Raw genomic sequence first — 20,043 nt, forward strand, 5'->3', positions numbered from 1 at the left:
AAAATCGAAACCAACCGTTCACCGCCCAGACTCGATTGAGAGATTGCTCTCTCGCCCGTGGGCGCCCCTTGCATCCTTCGCGAGGACGTATCCACCGAGCCCGACGGACGAATCAATTTCGTAAAGCACCAACTCACCGGCCAGGATGGCTCGCGTACACCGAGCCGGGATCTCCAACTCGCGACATCGCTCGCTCGTTCCCTCACGCGACGCGGACCAGACATATAAATCAAGCAAGACATTCTGCTCGCGAAACGGTCCCAGTTCCACGTCCTCCACTCCCGAAAACTCCAGGAGGGCGTCCGTGCCATCGGGCGTCCGCAGTCTCAAGATCAGCCTCTTCGCCTCGCGGTGGTTCTCCACCGCCACGACTTCCGCATCATGCACGTCCAGATGGAATGCGCTCATCCTGTCCTCCTCGGGGCCCGACCACGGACACGAGTTCCGTCACCAGGTTGGGATTTTGTCGATGGAGCCGGCGTCGATCAACGCAACTCCCTGTTCACTCGCGGCAGTCTTGATGAAATCGCGTGAGCCTCCCCTGGTGAGGCTGAGGCTCAAGAAGTGGAGGCCAAACTCCCCCCAATTCCAAATACAGGCATGTGACGAATGCCGCAGCACGAACTCGAGGAGCTTCGAGTCCATCCATCTTCCTTGGAAGAGGTCCTTCAATGCGGCGGGTGGGTCGGGCGAAAGAGGGTGTCCGTAACGTTCGCGCAACGCCTGTTTCTTCAACTCCCGGCGGAGATGCTCGAGAGCGTCCACTTCCCTCCGCAAGTCGGAGTCGGGCGACCCGAAAGAGAGGCAGCCGCTCAATGCCTCCTTTCGTACGATGCTGAAGCCATCTCCATCGAGCGGATGCAACAGCGGAACGGAGGCCTCTCCCGAAGAAAGGATCATGGAATCGCGGAGCATCCGCTCGACCAGTGCATGTCCCTCCGGGAACTGGTCAAAGCCAGAAGGCCCCACGGGCCTGGCCTTGTAGACGTTCAACTGGCATTCAATGGAGGAGAAGAACTCTCTTGAACCCGAAACATACTTCTCGAGCAGTTCTCGTCCGTCCGCGAAGAAAATCCCCATGATGCCCCCCCTCACGCCCCACCCATCCGGTGGCTCGCGCACGCTCAGTGCTCACTCCACGCTCGTGGTTGACTCCAACTGCCGCAACATCTCCAGCGCCAACTCGAGCTTGCGCCGACTCGAGACCGTCAGAGACGGATGAGCCTTCTTGTAGTCACGAACAGAAAATACCTCGACGATTGGCTCCACCGAGACTGACAACCTGTCCACCTCGACGACCACCAGGAGCTCCGGACCGACGACCACCGTGTAGATGTCTTCGCCCTGCTCTGGAATCCAGTCCACGACAAAGGCCTTCTTCCATCCAGGGCGTACCGCCCTCAAGGCGGAGAGTAGCCGCGAGTTCTGGCCTTCGAACAGCCAGGAATTCGAACTCTCGAGTTCCTGGCGCAGCCCCTCGGTGTCAGGTCCCGGCTTGAACATTCGTGGGCCGCTCAGGCGAACAGTTCGAGCAAGTCGTCCCGGGTGATGGCCGTCGCGGTGGAGGCCTCACTCAGGGCCGCTTCGAAGAGGGCGCGCTTCTTCTCCTGCAACCCCAGGATGCGCTCCTCCACCGTGCCCTGCGACACCAGCCGGTAGACCATCACCGGCCGCTCCTGCCCGATGCGGTGCGCCCGGTCCGCCGCCTGTGCCTCGGCCGCCGGGTTCCACCAGGGATCCATCAAGAACACGTGGTCCGCCGCCGTCAGGTTCAGACCCGTGCCGCCCGCCTTGAGCGACATGAGCAGCACCGACGCCCCATCCTGTCCCTGGAAGCGCTCCGTCACCTCGCCCCGGTTCGCCGTCGAGCCATCCAACCGATCGAACGCAATCCCCGCCGTCTTCAGGTGCGGCTCGATGAGATCCAGCAGCGACGTCCACTGCGAGAACACCAGCGCCTTGTGACCGTCCGACACCGCCGTGCCCAGCGCCTCCACGAGCGTCTGCACCTTCGAGGACGTGTTCGCCCTCTGGCCCGGCACGAGCGCCGAGTGGCACGCCGCCTGACGCAGCCGCAACAGCGCCTCGAGCGCCTTGAGCACGCTGCCCCCCTCGTTCAACAGCGCCACCACCTCCGCGCGCGTCGCCGCCATCACCGCGTCGTAGACCGAGCGCTCGCGCTCATCCAACGACACGTGCATGACGGACTCACTGCGCGGCGGCAGCTCGGGCGCCACCTCGCGCTTGAGCCGGCGCAACACGAAGGGACGGATGCGCCGGCGCAACCCCTCCGCCGCGCCCTTCTGCCCATCCGCGATGGGCCGCGCCACCTTCTCCTCGAACTGCCGGCGCGCCCCGAGCAGCCCCGGGTTGGTGAAGTGCATCAGGCTCCAGAGTTCCTCCAGCCGGTTCTCCAGCGGCGTGCCGCTCAATGCCAGACGGAAGTTCGCCTGGAGGCCGAACGCCGCGCGTGCCACCTGGCTCTCCGGATTCTTGATGGCCTGCGCCTCGTCGAGCACCACCGCGTCCCAGGTGCGCCCCCCGAGCACCGCCGCGTCCAGCCGCAACAAGGCATACGTGGTGATCGTCACATCGGCCGACTCGTCCAGCGCTCGGCCGGGCCCGTGGTACACGCACACCTTGAGCGAGGGGCGGAAGCGCTTGAGTTCCCCGGCCCAGTTGGGCAGCACGCTCGTGGGACACACGACGAGCGAGCGCGGACCCAGCGTACAGATCGTCTGGAGCGTCTTACCCAGACCCATGTCGTCCGCGAGGATGCCGCCGAGCCCCGCGCTCTTCAGGAAGCCCAGCCAGCTCACACCCTGCAACTGATAGGCGCGCAGCGTCGCGGTGAGATCCGCCGGCAACACGGGCGCTGGCAGCTTCTCGAAGCCCTCGACGAGCGGCGCCAGGCGATCCAACCCCGGCGGAGGCGGCTGCTCCAGCGTCTCGCACAGCGTCTTCAATTCCGGCAGGGCGAAGGCGGCCACCTTGCCATCGGCCTGCCGCGCCGCGAGCAGATCCGCCACGCGCGCGCCATTCTTGTCCAGCCACGCCCGGGGCAGCGGCGCCCAGCCACCGCCCTCGAGCGGCACGAGCCCCAGTCCCTCGTTCCAGGCACGCACCACCGCCGCGGCGTCCACCGTCTTCGGTCCGCCCTTGACGCCCTCCACCTGGAAGTCGAGCGTGAAGCGCACCTCGGGCATGCCGGGGCCCTGCGCGTTGGACTCCACGCGGAGCGAGGGCACCAGCCGCATGTCCGGGCTCACCACGCCCGACGCGTCTCCGGCGAGGTCTCCCCGCCAGCGCCGCAGCTTGTCCGCCCAGCGCACCATCTCCTGGCCCTGCACCGTCACGCGCCGCCCGGGCACCAGGTTCAGCTCGTCGCGCAACTGGTGGATGAGCTTCTGCTCGGCCACCTCGTCACGCACGGGCACCGAGCCGCGCAGGTACACCATGCGCCCGTTGTCGATGCGCACCGAGGGCGGCGCGCCATAGACGAGCGTGGGCATCACCGACAGGCCCGACTCCAACTGCTGCAACTCCACCAGGATGCGCGGCTTGAGATCCCGGTCGAGCGACGGCAGGCGCCGGCTGCGCATGTCGATGGGCATGCGCTTGGCCAGCTCCGGCAGCACCTTGGAGGAGATCTCGCCGATCTGCTCGGCCGGGTAGGTGCGCGTGTTCGGCAGGTTCTCCAGCCACGCGCCCGTCACCTTCGTCTCGCCCAAACGGGCCAGTGCGTCACCACAGACGGCGACCCCCGGGCTCACCACGTCGGTGATGCGCGGATCCTTCGCCACGGTGATGACGAACTGCCCGCCCCGATCCTCCACCAGCGCGCGCGGGTAGACGATCTCATCCGAGACGGCGATGGGCATCCCATCGAGCAGCACGTTGCGCGCCCCCTCGAGCACCTTGAGCAGGGACTCCAGACGCTCGGGAGGCAGGGCGCCCCGGACACGCTTCTCCAGGAGCCGGTCCGCGAGCAGATCCGCCTGCTCCACCTGGAGCTTCGCGGCGCGGGCGGGCCTGGCCATGAGGGAGGCGAGGCTGTCCTCCAGCGGCTCCGTCTTCCCGTCCGCGTGGGCGATCTCCCGATGCAACGCGAGGCCCCCCTCGGCGCGGGAGAAGCGGTACACCACGCGCGACCAGCGCTCCGTGGTCACCTCCATGGGGGCGTCCTGCTTCTCCGCCTGCTGCACGGAGATGGCCGCGGCCACCACGTGCTCGCACGGATCCACCTGGCTCGGGCAGTCGCATTCCCAGACATCGTCGGCCGGGTAGAGCGACACGGTGAGGGCCACGGTGCGCCCGGGTGCCTTCACCCGAAGTTGCAGCTCCTTGTCCGTGCGCTTCTGGAGCGCGACGGCCCCCGAGCGCGCGAGGTTCACCCCGACGGTCCAGATGCCAGGGCGGGCTTCCTTCCGGACGGTTTCCAACAACTGAGCGAAGGCGGACATGGGAGGTGCTCCTAACCCTCCCGGCGTGCGCCGCGCAACCCGGGCGTTCACCCGAGCGCGCGCAGCGTGTCCGCCACCTTGCGCAGATCCTCCTCGAAGTGCAGCCGGGCTTTCACCCGTGCCCGCTCGTCCGGCATGCGCAGGAGCGCCGAGGGGTGGAAGGTCGCCATCCACGCCTTCGCCCAGGGCGTCTCGAACACCTGCCCCCGGCTCAGGTTGATGCGGAAGCCCGGCCCCAGGAAGGACTGCGCCGCCGTGGCCCCCAGGCAGACAATCATCCTCGGCTTCACCCGCTCCACCTCCGCGTGCAGCCACGCCTTGCACGCGAGCACCTCGCGCCGGCCGGGCTTCGCGTGCAGCCGCTGCTTCTCCTCCCCCATCCACCCGAAGTGCTTCACCGCGTTGGTGACGTACAGCTCCTCGCGCTTGAGCCCCACCCCCGCGAGCACCTCGTCCAGCAGCCGGCCCGCCGGACCGATGAAGGGCCGTCCCTCCCGATCCTCCGTGTCTCCGGGCTGCTCCCCCACGAGCATCAACCGGGCGTCCTCCGGCCCCTCACCGAACACCGTCTGTGTCGCCCGCTCGTGCAGCGGACACGCCCGGCACCCCTTCGCCGCCTCGGCGAGCGAGGCGATGTCCTTGCGCTCCGGCAGGAAGCGGCTCGACTCGGACAGCTCGAGGCGCGGGCCCACCATGCGCGCGGTGCGCTCCGGCGCCTGGCGCACCAGCTCCGGAATGAGCCGGGCCTCCGGCAGCGTCGCCCAGTGCTTCCGGGGCATCTCCGCGCGCATGGCCCTCACGTTGAGCCGCGCCGGATTGAAGGTCGACGCGTAGTACGTCCCCCACATCTCCTCCAGCACGTCCCCCTCGGGCGCTTCCGAGCGCGGCACCCCGGGCCCGAACAACAGTCGCTCCAGGTCCCACGACACGCTCGCGTCCGGCGTGAGGATGCTCCAGCGCATGGAGGGAAAGCGCCGCGCGAAGAAGGGCGCCACGTGGCGCACCACGAGGTGCTCGGGCCGGTGCCACGCGATGAAGTACTCCTCCCCTTCCCGCTCCACCCGCCGGAAGCGCACGAAGGCCTTCATCTTGTGCGCGTCCCGCTGCACCGCCTTCGCGAGCGTGAGCAGCCGGTACACGTCCGCGTCGCTCTCCACCTCCAGCAGCTTGCGCTCGCCATGGGTGAGCCGCCACAGCACCCGGTAGAGCAGGCCCCAGCGCTCGGGGGAGCGGTGACACGCCACCTTCTCCGCCAGCTCCAGGAACGCCGGGGGCACCGCCAGCCCCGCCACGGGCGCACTCGCCGGCACCGCCTCCGGCGCGAGCAGCGAGCCCTGTGCGTCCCGCTCCTCCGTGAAGAGCACCCGCTCCGGGGACACGCCCCGCACGAGCAGCCCCCGCGCCGCCGCGCGGAAGGACTCCAGATCCGGCCCCACCTCCACCCGCATCAGAGCTCTCCCGTGCGCGCCTCGTGGGCCGCGGTGAACAGGGAGAGCTGTGTGGCGGGCGGCGTCACCCGCTCGGCGAGCCGGTGCGAGTCCAACAGCCCCGTGGGCCGGTGATCCGCCGTCACGATGAAGGGCTTCACCCGCGTGAGTGGCACCCGCAGCCGCGCCAGGTCCGCGAGGGTGATCCGGTGCCACCGGCGGATGCGGATCAACCGGTCCACCGTGCGCACGCCCATGCCCGGCACGCGCAAGAGCCGCTCGCGCGGGGCCCGGTTCACGTCGACGGGGAAGGCCTCGCGCCGGCGCAGCGCCCACGCGAGCTTTGGATCCATCTCCAGCGACAGGTCCGGATGCTCGGGCGGCGCGAGCTCGTCCACGCGAAAGCCATAGAAGCGCAGGAGCCAGTCCGCCTGGTACAGCCGGTGCTCGCGCACGAGCGGCGGGGCCTTGGCGGGCAGCCGCGCATCCACCAGCGGAATGGGGCTGTAGGCCGAGTAGTACACGCGCTTGAGCTTGAAGCGCGAATAGAGCCGGCTCGCGGTGTCGAGGATGGCGGCATCCGGCGTGGGCGTGGCGCCGACGATCATCTGCGTGCTCTGCCCCGCGGGAGCGAACCTCGGCGCCTTGGGGCTCTCCTCGCGCTCGGCCTTCGACTGCGCCACCCGCGTGGAGATCTCCTTCATCGTCTCGCCCGTGACGGCGAAGCTCTTCTCCGGCGCGAGTTTGCGCAGATCCGTCTCCGTGGGCAGCTCGATGTTGGCGCTCAGCCGGTCCGCGTGCCGGCCCGCCGCGTCGATGAGCTCCTTCGAGGCGCCCGGCACCGCCTTGAGATGGATGTAGCCCTGGAACTGGTGCACCTCGCGCAGCGTGCGCGCCACCTCGACGAGCTGCTCCATCGTGTAGTCCGGGCTCTTGATGACACCGGAGCTGAGGAACAGGCCCTCGATGTAGTTGCGCTTGTAGAAATCGAGCGTGAGCCGCACCACCTCCTCGGGAGTGAAGCGCGCCCGGGCCGTGTCGCTGGAGATGCGGTTGATGCAGTACTGACAATCATAGATACAGAAATTGGTGAGCAGGATTTTCAGCAAAGACACACACCGGCCGTCCGGCGTGTAGCTGTGGCAGATCCCCATGCCCTCCACACTGCCGAGTCCCTCCTTCGCCGCCTTGCGCTGGCCGCCGCTGCTCGAACACGAGGCGTCGTACTTGGCGGCATCGGCGAGGATCTCCAGCTTCTTGCGCACGTCCATCCGGAAAGCCTAACCACGCCCCCTGACGCGAGGCGCCGTGAAGCGAATCAGCGGACAAGCGGGCAGGCCATCGCATCCTTGGGCCTGCCTAGCTGGCTTGCGCGCCGAGCGAGCGGATGCTCTCATGCGCGGCGTTGATGGGGGGGTTCCTCACACGCATGTCTGTCTTCCCATCACCACGCCTCACCCCCTAACCCCCGAGGTCCGCATGTCGTCGACAGTCTATGAAGCACCGGGTCAGAAGGGCAGCAAGGTCCAGTACCTCCCCCGCTATGGCAACTACATCGGCGGGGAGTTCGTGCCGCCCGTGAAGGGCCAGTACTTCGAGAACATCAGCCCCGTCACCGGCCGGCCCTTCTGCGAGGTGCCGCGCTCGACCGCGGAGGACGTGGACAAGGCGCTCGACGCCGCCCACAAGGCCCGCGCCGCCTGGGGCCGCACCTCGCCCGCCGCCCGCGCCGACATCCTCCAGAAGATCGCCGACCGGATGCAGGCCCACCTCGAGATGCTCGCCGTCTCCGAGACGTGGGACAACGGCAAGCCCATCCGCGAGACGCTCGCCGCCGACCTGCCGCTCGCCGTGGACCACTTCCGCTACTTCGCCAGCTGCCTGCGCTCGCAGGAGGGCAGCCTGTCGGAGCTCGACGCGGACACCGTCGCCTACCACTTCCAGGAGCCGCTCGGCGTGGTGGCTCAAATCATCCCCTGGAACTTCCCCCTGCTCATGGCGGCGTGGAAGCTCGCCCCCGCGCTCGCCGCCGGCAACTGCGTCGTGCTCAAGCCCGCCGAGCAGACGCCCGTCACCATCCTCAAGTTCGCCGAGCTGGTGGGCGACCTCCTGCCCCCCGGCGTGCTCAACATCGTGAACGGGTTTGGCATCGAGGCCGGCAAGCCGCTGGCCAGCAGCAAGCGCGTGGCCAAGGTCGCCTTCACCGGAGAGACGACCACCGGCCGGCTCATCATGCAGTACGCGAGCGAGAACCTGATCCCCGTGACGCTGGAGCTGGGCGGCAAGTCGCCCAACATCTTCTTCGCGGACGTGTTCTCCAAGGACGATGACTTCGCCCAGAAGGTGCTCGAGGGCTTCAGCATGTTCGCCCTCAACCAGGGCGAGGTGTGCACCTGCCCCTCGCGTGCGCTCGTGCAGGAGAGCTTCTACGACGACTTCATGCACAAGGCCATCGAGCGCACCCGGAGGATCGTCCAGGGCAACCCGCTGGACACCGCGACGATGATCGGCGCGCAGGCGTCCAATGATCAGCTCGAGAAGATCCTCTCGTACTTCGACATCGGCCGGAAGGAGGGCGCCAAGGTGCTGCTCGGGGGCGCGCGCGCGAGCCTGCCCGGGGCGCTCGCCGAGGGCTACTACGTGCAGCCCACCATCTTCGAGGGCCACAACCGCATGCGCATCTTCCAGGAGGAGATCTTCGGCCCGGTGGTGTCGGTGGCGAAGTTCAAGGACATGGAGGACGCGCTGGCGCTCGCCAATGACACGCTCTACGGCCTGGGCGCCGGCGTGTGGTCGCGCGACACGAACACCGCCTACCGCGTGGGCCGCGCCATCCAGGCGGGCCGCGTGTGGGTCAATTGCTACCACCTCTACCCCGCGCACGCGGCGTTCGGCGGCTACAAGCAATCGGGCATCGGCCGCGAGACGCACAAGATGATGCTCTCGCACTACCAGCAGACGAAGAACCTGCTCGTCAGCTACGACCCCAAGCCCATGGGTTTCTTCTAATGCCCATCGAGCGCGTCACCGTCACGCCCGCCGCCGAGGCCCTGCTGCGCAAGATGCAGGGCCTCCACGGCCCCTTGCTGTTCCATCAATCCGGAGGGTGCTGTGACGGCAGCGCGCCCATGTGCTTTCCCCGCAAGGAGTTCCGCGTGGGCCAGGAGGACGTGTACCTGGGCACCATCGTGGACACGCCCTTCTACATCGGCGGCGCCCAGTTCGAGTACTGGCAGCACACCCACCTCACGGTGGATGTGGTGAAGGGGCGCGGCAGCGGCTTCTCCGTGGAGGCCCCCGAGGGGGTGCGCTTCCTCATCCGCTCCCGGGTCTTCACGGACGACGAGTACGCCGCCCTCCAGAAGCAGGGGCCTCCTCCCCGAGGCCCCCAGCCAGACTGAGCGTCTACCCGCTCCCCCCGAGGTGCCTGCACACCAGACGCATCCGGGGGGAGACGGAGTTGGGTTACACTGGGCGTTCGTTCCTGGAGAGTGAATGACGCCTGGCCATCGTGAGTGGAGGATCTCAACCCATACGCTCCGCTTCGAGCCTCCCGACCTCCTGAGGATCGACTTCCACGGAGTGCTCACGCTGGAAGACGCCCCGCGAATGATCGAGATCTACCGCGAGCTGGGCACGGCGGTGCCCCTGTATGTGCTGGGCAGCATGAGCGAAGCCGAGCCGCTCGAGCCAGAGGTCCGGCACTACCTCAGCGAGCACATGCGCTCCGAGTGGTTCCAGGCCACCGTCTATTTCGGGGCGCGGCTCGTCCACAAGGCGTTGATCAAGGGGGTGGTGATCGCCGCCCACCTGGACGAGTCCAACAAGACGCTGGCGGATGCCTCGCTGGCGACCATCCACTTCGCCGCCACGCAGGAGGAAGCCGAGCAGCTCCTCCTCCAGTTGCGCGCGCGGGCGAACAACCGGGTCGCCTGACGCGGGCCCGCCGAGCGGCGGACTACAGGTTGGTGAGGCGGGCGAGCTGGATGTTCGAGTTGAGCATCTGCTGCGCCATCATCAGCTTGCCGGCATCCTGGAACGAGTGGGCGCGGCCGCGGGCGTCGGCGAGCGCGCCCTGCTCCTGGGCGAGCATGCTCAGCTCGCCGTTGCTGATGGTGCCCTGCTTGACGCCCTGGCTCATGGCCCCCAGCTGATTGGCCTGGGTCTGGGCCACCGGATTGAAGGGCGCGAAGGAGGACTTCGAGCCGTTCTCGAACGCCGCCTTGGTGTTCAGGATGTTCTGCGTGCTCATCTGGGACAGGTTGGCCGCCTCACCCAGCGTGATCTGCCCGTCCGCCGAGGCGCTCTTCGTCGCAGCGGCCAACTGCTGCACGCCCTGCATCAACTGGCCGAGCTCCTGCGAGGTGATGTTGCCCGAGCGCACGCCCTGGGAGATCTTCTCCAGCAGCGCGCCCTGCTCCGTCTTCAGGTTCTTCAGCAGGGTGGCGGCGTCTCCGAAGGGAAGCGCGGTGTTGGCGCCCGGAAGCTGCGGCTGACCGGCGCCCGGAAGCTGCGGCTGACCGGCGCCCGGAAGCTGGCCGTGAGCGCCGGGAAGCTGGCCGTGGGCACCGCCATTGAGCAGCCCCTGCAGGGCCTGGAGCATCTGGGCGAGCTGCGCGAGCGGATTGGACTGGCCCTGGGGTCCGCCCACGCCGTGCTGCGGCACGCCCTGGCCCGTCGGGGACGCGAAGGAGTCCTTCTGGCCGAGGGTCGACTTGATCTGCTGGAGCGCCCCGGCGAGCTGCGACATCGCCTGGAACAACTGGCCGGCGAGCTGGGCGTTGATCTTGCCCTGGCCCTGGGAAGCGTTGGCCTGCACACCCGCGAGCTGGCTCAGCGTGTTGAGCAGGGCGGCGGGATTGTTCTTCAGGGAGGAGATGGACATGGGCGGCTCCGGGGAGGAGAGGCGACTCGGGAGGAAGTCGGTAACAGCGATGCCGAGGGGTAATGCAGTGGGCGTGCCATGGCCCGGCGTCGGACTCCGCGGGGGCGAGCTTCGTGAAAACGGGGAGTTGCGCGTCTGCTCCCACGGCGTGGATCACCGAGCCGCCCCAGTTCCCCGGTGACTGGAGTCACCAGTGGTGACTCCACGCCTCACTTCACGCCCACCGCGGTCCAGGCGTCCTTCACCTTCTGCACCTCCACCGACTTCGCGCCGTACAGGTCCGTGGCCGCCTTGACGGTGGCCTCGCGCGCCTGGGCGAAGGTGGTGTTGGGCGTCATGTACGTGGTGAGTGCCCGGCCGAAGATCTTCTGGCTCTTGTCCATGCCGATGCCGCCCTCCACCCCCAGGCCCGACGTGCGGTTCTTCCCGCCCTCGGTCACCAGGTAGAAGGCGTTGTTGGCGATGCCGCTCGAGCCGTGCACCTCCGTCTGCTTCGGGTAGTTGCTGTAGTGGTCGACCGAGTAGCCGTCCTTCGTCGGGTCGTCCATGTAGCGCAGCGCATCCCCGGTGCCATTGGCCGGCGTCCACGCGTCCTCGCCCACCTTCCAGTCGAACTGCACCGCCTTGTTCTTCTGCGCGGCGTACCACTCCACGCCCGAGCCGATGATGTCGCTGAAGGACTCGTTGAGGCCGCCGGACTCGCCGTCGTAGATGAGGCCGGCGGTGCGCTCGGTGAGGCCATGGGCGATTTCATGGCCCGCGATGTCCAGCGTGGTGAGCGGACCGGCGTTCTTCCCGTCGCCATCGCCGTAGTTCATCTTCTCGCCGTCCCAGTAGGCGTTGACCATGGCGCTGCCGTCCTGCTCGTTCACGTGCACGTAGGAGACGAGCTTCTCGCCCTTGCCATCCAGCGAGTCGCGGCCGAGCACGTCCTTCATGAAGTCGTACGTCATCTCCGCGCCGTAGTGCGCGTCCACCGCCGCCTTGGTGCGCGCGTTGTCGCCCGCCTCGCCCCACACGTCGTTCGTGTCGGTGAAGGGCGTGGTGCCGCTGGCCGTGGACCTGTTCTTCGCGTCGTACGTCACCACGCCCCCGCCACGGCTCTTGTCCTCCAGTGTGTAGGAACCATTGGCCTGCTTCGTGGTCGAGAGGTCCACCTTGCCGCTGTAGAGCGTGGTGTCGTCCACCTTGCCCGCGGCCGGGGTGGAGGGAGTGGAAGGCGTGGAGGGAGGAGTCGTCTGGGACGGGCCCGCCTTGGCGTGCGGCACCTCGATGCCGCCCATCTGGTTGAAGCTCTTGAGCAGCTCACCGGTGTTGGCGTCCACCAGGTAGTTCATGCGGCGGGGACCCTGGTCGGCCTTGAAGCTCGAGGTGTTGCTGAGCTGCACGTGGTAGGCGGCGTGGTACTGGCCGTCGTTGCCCTTGACGACGACGCGCTCGGAGGTGGGGGCGCGATCCGTGGAGCCCGCGAACTGCTTCTGGGCGAGGGCGAGCGCGTCCTCCGCCTTGAGCTTCACGGGCGCCGAGCCCAGGCCCTTGGGGATGCTGGAGAGCTGACCGGTGACGTCGGCCACCTTGCCGTCCTTGTCCAGGTGGCTGATGACCTGCTCGGCGAAGACCTTGGTGCCCTCGTGGGTGCGGTCCAGGCGCACGTGCGTCATGCCCAGCTCGTCCTTGAACACCTGGCGGGGCGTGACGGCGGAGGCGGCACCGGTCGAGGCGGCCACGCCGCGGGTGGAGCCCCCGAGGAAGTCGAGCGACTTCTGGATGGCGGCCTTCGCCTCCTGGCTGTCGAGGGCCAGGGGGCCGGAGCTGGCGGAGGAGGCCGCGGAGGCGGAGAGGGCCACGGCGGGACGGGCGGCGGTGGCGAAGGTCGAGCCGGACTCGAACCCCTTGGAGGCGGGAGCCTGCGGGCTCTTGGGGGCGGCGACGGGCGCCTGGGGCGCGGCGGTGGGGACGGCGGGGGACGACAGGGGCGCGGCGACCGGGGTCTGCTTGTTGGAGACGATCATGGCAGTGGGGCTTTCTGGTCCGAGGTGGGAGGCGCTCACCCCGTGTAGTTGATGTGCGCCACATAGAGCAGCATGTGTGCCACGCACCGCGTCAGGACCTCACGAATACAACCCATTGATTTCATTGAACCCACTGAGAGGGAGATGCGGGGAAGCTGGTAACAGGTGTCACCACGACAAGCGGTGAAGCCCCCTCGGAGAAGGGGGTGGAAGGGCCCTGGTGACAACGTTTCGTCGGCTGGTGACACGAGTCATCAGGAGAGGTGATGGGCCGTCCCGCACCGTCCGGCAGGGGGCTCGGGTTGTCTCGAACCGACCTGGGATGTCCCATGGGTCCCACCCATCCAGGACATCGACTCGACCTCGGAGGACGTGCCCGGCGCCTTGACTTGGGAGGTCGAATCTGGCCCCGTGGGCAGGGAACGCCAGACGAGGAGAGGCACGTGTCGGACGAGAAGGAAGCGCCGGGGGACCGGGTGGGGCCGTACCTGCTGGGGGAGCGGCTCGAGTTGATGGGGAGCGGGGTGGGCCGCCTGTACCTGGCGCACCATGTCCACACGGGCGCGCGGACCGTGCTGCTCTTCCCCGAGAAGCACCTGGAGGAGCTGCTCCAGGGCGACTGGGAGGTGAGCCTCTCCGGCGGGCAAGAAGAGTCCTCGGTGAAGATGAAGGTGGAGCGCTCGGACGGGCCCGTCCCGGCGAAGGAGGTGGCCGATGCGCTGCGGCTCCTCCTCCAGGCCATCGCGCGCGTGGAGGACAAGGATCGGCTGTATCAGCACCTCCTCGCGAAGCCGGTGGAGCGGCGAGGGTGGTGGGGCTCACGCTCGGGTTGGGTACGCACCTCGCTGGTGGCGCTCGCGGTGGTGGCGGTGGGGCTGGGCGTCTGGCTGTTCTAGCCCCAAGTGCCAACCACCGGGCACCTGGGGCAGAGGCAGGCATTGCCCTCAATACAGCAAGGAGCGAATGACGGTGGTTGTGTACAAGGGGGGTCCATTGCCTAGCTGGCCGTAGGAGTTGGAACCCCAGGTCCAGACGGTGCCGTCGGAGCGCACCGTCAGCGAATGGGAGGAGCCCAGGGCTGCGGACACCACCCCACTCAGCCCTTGCGTCTGAATTGGCGCGGGGCGACTGACCGTGGTGCCATCCCCCAGCTGGCCGTAGGAGTTGTAACCCCAGGCCCACACGGTGCCATCAGAGAGAACCACCTGCGAATGGGAGGAGCCCGCCGCCACGGCCACCACTCCGCTCAACCCTGTCACCTGCACCGGCACCGCGCGGCTGGTCGTGGTGCCATCCCCCAGCTGGCCATAGTAATTGTAGCCCCAGGCCCACACGGTGCCATCGGAGCGCACCGCCAGCGAATGGGAGGAGCCCGCCGCCACGGCCACCACTCCGCTCAACGCTGTCACCTGCACCGGCACCGCGCGGCTGGTCGTGGTGCCATCCCCCAGCTGGCCATAGTAATTGTAGCCCCAGGCCCACACGGTGCCATCGGAGCGCACCGCCAGCGAATGGGAGGAGCCTGCCGCCACGGCTACCACTCCGCTCAACCCTGTCACCTGCACCGGCACCGCGCGGTTGGTCGTGGTGCCATCCCCCAACTGGCCATAGGAGTTGTAGCCCCAGGCCCACACGGTGCCGTCGTAACGTACCGCCAGCGAATGGTAGGAGCCCGCCGCCACGGCCACCACCCCGCTCAACCCCTGCACCTGCACTGGCACCAGGCGGTTGCTCGTGGTGCCATCCCCCAGCTGGCCATAGGAGTTGTAGCCCCAGGCCCACACGGTGCCGTCATAGCGCACCGCCAGCGAATGGTAGGAGCCCGCCGCCACGGCCACCACCCCGCTCAACCCCTGCACTTGCACGGGCTCCGAGCGGTTGCTCGTGGTGCCATCTCCCAGCTGGCCATAGGAGTTGTAACCCCAGGCCCACACGGTGCCATCATAGCTCACCGCCAGCGAATGGGAGGAGCCCGCCGCCACGGTCACCACCCCGCTCAGCCCTTGAGCTTGCACCGGCACTGAGCGGTTGTTCGTCGTCCCATCTCCACGTTGTCCGGAAGAGTTGGACCCCCAGGCCCACAGGGTACCGTCGGAGCGCACCGCCAGCGAATGGGTGGAGCCCGCCGCCACGGCCACCCCTCCGCTCAACCCCAGCACCTGCACCGGCACCAAGCGGCCGGTCGTGGTGTCATCCCCCAGCTGGCCGGAGGAGTTGTAGCCCCAGGCCCACACGGTGCCGTCGGAGCGCACCGCCAACGAATGGGAGGAGCCCGCCGCCACGGCCACCCCTCCGCTCAACCCTGTCACCTGCACCGGCAGCTGGCGGCTGGTCGTGGTGCCATCCCCCAGCTGGCCATAGTAATTGTAGCCCCAGGCCCACACGGTGCCGTCGGAGCGCACCGCCAGCGAATGAGAAGAGCCCGCCGCCACGGCCACCACTCCGCTCAACCCTGTCACCTGCACCGGCAGCAAGCGGCTGGTCGTGGTGCCATCCCCCAGCCGGCCGGAAGAGTTGGAGCCCCAGGCCCACACGGTGCCGTCGGAGCGCACCGCCAGCGAATGGTAGGAGCCCACCGCCACGGCCACCACTCCGCTCAACGCTGTCACCTGCACCGGCACCGAGCGGTTGGTCGTGGTGCCATCCCCCAACTGGCCATAGTAATTGTAGCCCCAGGCCCACACGGTGCCGTCATAGCGGACCGCCAGCGAATGGGAGGAGCCCGCCGCCACGGCCACCACTCCACTCAACCCCTGCACCTGCACCGGCACCGAGCGGTTGGCCGTGGTGCCATCCCCCAACTGGCCATAGTAATTGTAGCCCCAGGCCCACACGGTGCCGTCATAGCGGACCGCCAGCGAATGGGAGGAGCCCGCCGCCACGGCCACCACTCCGCTCAACCCCTGCACCTGCACGGGCACCGAGCGGTTGCCCGTGGTGCCATCCCCCAGTTGGCCCCAGTCGTTGGCACCTGATGCCCAGACGGTGCCATCTGGGCGCAGTGCCAGAGAATGTGAGCTCCCTGCCGCCAGACGGGCTCGCGACTGTGCGGCCCACAGCGGAGAGCCCATCAACGCCTGCTCTTCTGACTCCTCAGTGGGTTGACCACAACCCACCACCATCAGCACGCCGATCCAGACTGCCAGCAGTCTGGTCATCCATCGTCCTGCATTGCTTTGCATTGTGTTGCTCCTGATCAGAAGGGGATGCGGGTATCGGCAAACGTGAGCCTTCGAGGAGGCGCCATGCGTCGTGGCCTCGCCACCGTGCGACCAGAGCACCCGCGGATGCGAAGGCGTCGAGGTAATCACTCACGCTATTAAATTGTCTCGCCATGTACGACAGGGCGCAGATCTGGCCCGATATGTCGCCCATGTACGTGCCGCAACCTTTGTTTGATTTCTACAAGTGCTCGCCGATACAAGTGCTGACCTTCACATCAGAGTGTGAAGCAACACAGCGGCGAAGTTACACGGCATCGACAAAAAACTTTCTTTTGGTGCAAAAGCAAACTGTCGGAGGCCCTATGCACCCATGAACTTGTTCACTCAAAAGAAGAGGCGAAGAGTGGGCGAACCATGAGTCGCTCACGGAGGTCGACATCCGTAGCGAGTTGGGGCGCGCATCATCGACCCTTACGAGGTCAGAGGCCCTCCCCGGTCTCCGGCTCCCACCCGAGGCCCTTAACAAGGCCCTCATCTCGCCTATCCGCCCTCGCGGTGGTGGCGGTGGGGCTGGGCATCTGGCTGTACGTGAGGTGACGCCCAGGCGCGGAGTTTCGTATTCTGGACAGCTTCTGGAGAGATGGCCCGCCAGAACACCCGCTCACTCCGTCCCGCCTTCGCCGCGCTCCTGCTCCTGGCGGGTTGTGCCACGAGTTCGCCACATGGGAGCCTGCTGCTCCAGCCGGAGGCCATCGGGGGAGCAGGTGGCCTCCCTCGGGTTGCCCGTTCCTCTGATGGAGGCATGCCCTCCCGCGGCGACCAGGCCCTGCTTCCCGGCGGGCCTGACTTCTCCTCCGAGGACACCCAGGCGATCCTGGCGCCCTTCCTCTCCTGCGCCTCACCGGGCGACTTCCTCGCCCTACAGCAGCGCGTGGACATGCCCCGGCTGGTCGCGCGGTTGGACGCCTGGAGCGCCGTGCGACTCGGCTCCCGGGGGCCCGTGCGCGAGGAGGCTTCTGGCCCTCTCAACCGCCAGCGCACCGTGTTCCTCCTCCAGTCCCTGGAGCGCTACGGCGCCGCCAACACCGCGGTGCTCGCCCACTTCGTCCTCGACTCCTGTCATGACGATGACTTGAAAGACATCCTCCTCCTGCTCGCCCGGGACAGGCGGCTCTCGGAGCTGCTCGAGCAATTGCCTTCCCTCGGCCCGGCGCTGGAGGCGAGGGGCATCAAGCCCTCGGCCCTCACGGAGCGGGACTTCGCATGGAGCGACCTGGGCCGGGGCCTGGCCCGCGCGGGCAAGGACGCGCTGGACATCCGCCGAGACTCGCTCCGGCCCCTTCTGCGAAAGGGAAGCAAGGTGTCCATCCAGCGGATCCGCCTCATCTACGAGGGCGGCGAACTCAAGCCCAAGAACGTAGCTGACCTGGACGCCGCCGTGAGAGAAGCGGAGAGCACGGTTCCGGGAGTGGAGGTGCTGTTTCAATGAAGGTGCTGGAGTTTTACGGCACGGGGGACGAGGACTCCCTTCGGCTCACTTTCGACGGTGCCTTCAACCCGCGGGCGGCACTCGAGAACGAGTTGGAGCCATTTCTTCAGGCGCTCGAGCAGTATGGCGATGGGTGGATGCCGGACGTCATCAAGGGAAAGCGGCAACGGACCTACTCGCGCTCTTCCTTCTGGAAGGCCCTAGAGGAGCGGCGCGACGGGAACAGCATGGGGCTTGGGCTCTACCGCACGAAGTGGCCCGCGTTGGATATGGCCCTGCGGCTCTCGCTTCCACCCCGGCCCCCCGAACTGAGCATCACAGTCAAGGTGAAGCCGCTCTCCTCCTTCGCCGAAGAGGAGCGCTGCCACTCATTCGTGGAAATGGTGCGCACATGGGCCTCCCACTACCCGGTGACACATGCCGCGGCCCATAGCGCGGATGACACGGAACTGACGAACGCTCCGAGCTTCGGCCGCGACAAGCAGACCTGGTACCGGGACGGGTTCGACAAGGTCTACGAGGTGTTCTGGCTCAACGTCTTCGGCGTGAAGCTGGTGGAAACCATCGGCCGCGAGCGCGTGCTGTCCACACCGGCCTGGCGGGTGGAGGAGTTGCCCAACGGCTGCGTCCTGCTGGTGACCCGTCCCACCGCCTCGGACTTCGCCAGCGAGGAGGCGCGTCTCGCCCAGGCTCGCGCCCACGTCCACCTCCGACCGGACCTGGACTTCGACACCGTGCTGCGCACCCTGCGCGAGCGCAGCGCCACGCTCGCCCCCGTGCAGCCCCGCTTTCCCCCGGACGTGGCTCCGCTCCTCTCCCGCGTGGTGGACCACGTCGCCAGTCACCAGCGCCAGCGCACAATCGCCGAGTTCAACACCTGGCGGCCCTCCGACCCCGAGGAGTGGCGCCCCGCCGACGCCGCCCTGCCCCCGGATGTGGAGGACCCGGAGCGCGCGTGCGCACACTATCGCCACCTCGCCGAGCACCTCGTGGCCTTGCTGCACACCGAGGTGCCCTCCGCCTTCGACGCCACGCCCGAGTCGCTCACGGAGGTCGACTTCTACCTCTGGCGCGAGGAGTTCCCGACGAGCCGTCCGCGCGAGGCCATCGACGCTCATGCGGTGCCCGCCCTGGGCGCCTACCTGGGCGAAGTCCTGGTACGCCACCTGGGCGGTCAGTGGCTCCCGCGCCAGAAGCTCGAGGAGGCCCAGGTGCGCGTGGGCCCTCGCCTCTGGCTACCCTTCGCCCGGGCACGCCATGCCCTGCGCTCGCGGCAGGCGCTGCTCGACTCCTCCCTCACCCAGTTCTACCGGGTGGCCGAGCGGCACCGGGGCTGAAGCTCATCCCTCGGCCGTGGGCGCCGGTCCGCGGAAGGCGTCCTGCTTGCCCACGGCCTCCAGCTTCTGCGACTTGCCCTCGCGCGCCGCGCGGTAGAGCGCCTCGATGATGCGCATGTCCTGCAGGCCCTCCTCCCCGGGCGTGTGGGGCTGGCGGTTGTTCTGCACGCACTCGGCGAAGTGGTCCATCTCCCGGGCGAACTGGCTGGGCTGGGGCAGGCTGCGCTCCACGGTGTCCGACGCCTTGGGGTCCTCCGGGGACTTGCGCGAAATCCTCATGCGCAGGCCCTGGTAGGCGAAGGCGTTGTCCATGTCCACCCACGCCTCCGAGCCCATCAGACGCAGGCGCCGGCTGTCATGGTGGCCGTAGCCCGTGGTGCACTGCGCGATGAGCCCCGAGGGAAAGCGCAGGGTGAAGAGGAAGTTCTCCTCCACCTCCTTGAAGCGCGCGTCGCCGGGAGTGCTGTACATGGAGCCCCACACCTCCACGGGCTCCTCGCCGCTCAGGTAGCGCGCGGCGCTCAGGCAGTAGATGCCCACGTCCGGCAGCGCGCCGCCGCCCGCCATCGCCTTCTTGTGCCGCCACTGCGGCTCCGGCGCCTGGTTCTGTCCGTTGTCCGCGCTGAAGAGCTTGAGCGCCCCGAGCTTCTTGCCGCGCGCGAGCTGGATGGCGGCCCGGTGGTGCGGCTCGTACTGGAGCCGGTAGGCCACCATGAGCTGCTTCTTCGCCGCGCGGCACGCGTCGATCATCTGCTGGCACTCGGCCACGCTGTTGGCCATGGGCTTCTCGCACAGCACGTGCTTGCCCGCCTTGGCCGCGCGCACCGTGTACTCGGCGTGCATGTTGTTGGGCAGCACGATGTAGACGACCTGCACCTCCGGGTTGTCCTTGAGCGCGTCGTAGTTCTTGTAGTCGTAGAGGTTCTTCTCGGGCACGCCGTACTGGGCCGCCACGGTGCGCGCCTTGTCCTTGTCACCGCTCACCAGCGCCACGAGCTTCGCCTTCTTGCACTCGCCGAAGGCGGGCAGCAGCTCCTCGAGCGACAGCCGGCCCAGGCCCACGATGGCGAAGCCCACGCGCTTGTCGGGCTCCTGCGGGGTGGGCAGTGGGGACTCCACCTCGGTGGTGGCCTTCATGGGCGGCAGCTTCACCTCGCCCGCGGCCGCCAGGGCCGTCTCGGGAAGCCAGAGCCCCGCGCCAATCAGCCCTCCCGTCGTCTCCAACAGCCTGCGTCGGGTCCAGCGCCGGGTCTCGTCGAATGTCAT

16 protein-coding genes are annotated in these 20,043 nt (G+C 68.0%); 6 read left to right on the forward strand and 10 right to left on the reverse strand.

What is annotated here, in order from left to right; all coding sequences use genetic code 11:
- Positions 1-18: 18 nt before the first annotated feature.
- Genes F0U63_RS46965 through F0U63_RS46990 form a run of 6 tightly spaced genes read right to left on the reverse strand, consistent with a single transcriptional unit; the run spans position 19 to position 7,161 of the window.
- Positions 19-408 carry a hypothetical protein gene (locus tag F0U63_RS46965; protein WP_395841715.1) on the reverse strand — a complete coding sequence of 130 codons (390 nt, stop codon included), beginning with the start codon at positions 406-408 and terminating at the stop codon, positions 19-21.
- Positions 409-447: 39 nt separating this feature from the next.
- A complete protein-coding gene (locus F0U63_RS46970) occupies positions 448-1,080 on the reverse strand; it encodes a hypothetical protein (protein WP_395841717.1) in 633 nt (210 codons plus the stop codon).
- A gap of 51 nt (positions 1,081-1,131) precedes the next feature.
- Positions 1,132-1,503 (reverse strand): hypothetical protein, encoded by a 372-nt coding sequence (locus F0U63_RS46975; protein ID WP_395841719.1) that lies wholly within the window; start codon positions 1,501-1,503, stop codon positions 1,132-1,134.
- Positions 1,504-1,514: 11 nt separating this feature from the next.
- Positions 1,515-4,463 carry an SNF2-related protein gene (locus F0U63_RS46980; protein ID WP_395841721.1) on the reverse strand — a complete coding sequence of 983 codons (2,949 nt, stop codon included), beginning with the start codon at positions 4,461-4,463 and terminating at the stop codon, positions 1,515-1,517.
- A gap of 47 nt (positions 4,464-4,510) precedes the next feature.
- On the reverse strand, positions 4,511-5,911 hold the full coding sequence (locus F0U63_RS46985; protein ID WP_395841723.1) for a UdgX family uracil-DNA binding protein: 1,401 nt from the start codon (positions 5,909-5,911) through the stop codon (positions 4,511-4,513).
- Complete coding sequence (locus F0U63_RS46990) at positions 5,911-7,161, reverse strand: putative DNA modification/repair radical SAM protein (RefSeq protein WP_395841725.1); 1,251 nt, start codon at positions 7,159-7,161, stop codon at positions 5,911-5,913. The genes F0U63_RS46985 and F0U63_RS46990 overlap by 1 nt, the downstream gene beginning before the upstream one ends.
- 208 nt (positions 7,162-7,369) lie before the next feature.
- On the opposite strand from F0U63_RS46990, the gene F0U63_RS46995 reads away from it, so the two are divergent.
- From F0U63_RS46995 to F0U63_RS47005, 3 genes are all read left to right on the forward strand, one after another.
- Positions 7,370-8,899, forward strand: a complete 1,530-nt coding sequence (locus tag F0U63_RS46995) for an aldehyde dehydrogenase family protein (protein ID WP_395841727.1) — start codon at positions 7,370-7,372, stop codon at positions 8,897-8,899.
- On the forward strand, positions 8,899-9,291 hold the full coding sequence (locus F0U63_RS47000; RefSeq protein WP_395841729.1) for a DUF779 domain-containing protein: 393 nt from the start codon (positions 8,899-8,901) through the stop codon (positions 9,289-9,291). The genes F0U63_RS46995 and F0U63_RS47000 overlap by 1 nt, the downstream gene beginning before the upstream one ends.
- 208 nt (positions 9,292-9,499) lie before the next feature.
- A complete protein-coding gene (locus F0U63_RS47005; protein WP_395841731.1) occupies positions 9,500-9,826 on the forward strand; it encodes a hypothetical protein in 327 nt (108 codons plus the stop codon).
- Between the two features lie 22 nt (positions 9,827-9,848).
- Here the strand turns inward: F0U63_RS47005 and F0U63_RS47010 are convergent, their stop codons facing one another.
- Together F0U63_RS47010 and F0U63_RS47015 are read right to left on the reverse strand one after the other, a co-directional pair.
- Positions 9,849-10,775 (reverse strand): hypothetical protein, encoded by a 927-nt coding sequence (locus tag F0U63_RS47010; protein ID WP_395841733.1) that lies wholly within the window; start codon positions 10,773-10,775, stop codon positions 9,849-9,851.
- Positions 10,776-10,984: 209 nt separating this feature from the next.
- Positions 10,985-12,787, reverse strand: coding sequence for a M4 family metallopeptidase (locus F0U63_RS47015; protein WP_395841735.1), 1,803 nt, complete (start codon positions 12,785-12,787; stop codon positions 10,985-10,987).
- A 443-nt stretch (positions 12,788-13,230) separates the two neighbouring features.
- Here F0U63_RS47015 and F0U63_RS47020 point away from each other — a divergent pair, with 443 nt between their 5' ends.
- Positions 13,231-13,683 (forward strand): hypothetical protein, encoded by a 453-nt coding sequence (locus tag F0U63_RS47020; RefSeq protein WP_395841737.1) that lies wholly within the window; start codon positions 13,231-13,233, stop codon positions 13,681-13,683.
- Between the two features lie 48 nt (positions 13,684-13,731).
- Here the strand turns inward: F0U63_RS47020 and F0U63_RS47025 are convergent, their stop codons facing one another.
- Complete coding sequence (locus F0U63_RS47025; RefSeq protein ID WP_395841739.1) at positions 13,732-15,969, reverse strand: RCC1 repeat-containing protein; 2,238 nt, start codon at positions 15,967-15,969, stop codon at positions 13,732-13,734.
- A 784-nt stretch (positions 15,970-16,753) separates the two neighbouring features.
- Here F0U63_RS47025 and F0U63_RS47030 point away from each other — a divergent pair.
- Together F0U63_RS47030 and F0U63_RS47035 are read left to right on the forward strand one after the other, a co-directional pair.
- Positions 16,754-17,440, forward strand: a complete 687-nt coding sequence (locus tag F0U63_RS47030) for a hypothetical protein (protein ID WP_395841741.1) — start codon at positions 16,754-16,756, stop codon at positions 17,438-17,440.
- On the forward strand, positions 17,437-18,777 hold the full coding sequence (locus F0U63_RS47035) for a hypothetical protein (protein ID WP_395841743.1): 1,341 nt from the start codon (positions 17,437-17,439) through the stop codon (positions 18,775-18,777). The genes F0U63_RS47030 and F0U63_RS47035 overlap by 4 nt, the downstream gene beginning before the upstream one ends.
- A gap of 3 nt (positions 18,778-18,780) precedes the next feature.
- Here F0U63_RS47035 and F0U63_RS47040 read toward each other — a convergent pair whose 3' ends face one another.
- Complete coding sequence (locus tag F0U63_RS47040; RefSeq protein WP_395841745.1) at positions 18,781-20,043, reverse strand: Gfo/Idh/MocA family protein; 1,263 nt, start codon at positions 20,041-20,043, stop codon at positions 18,781-18,783.

The sequence above is a fragment of the Cystobacter fuscus genome, assembly GCF_044360685.1.
In the GTDB taxonomy this organism is placed as follows: Bacteria; Myxococcota; Myxococcia; order Myxococcales; family Myxococcaceae; genus Cystobacter; species Cystobacter fuscus_C.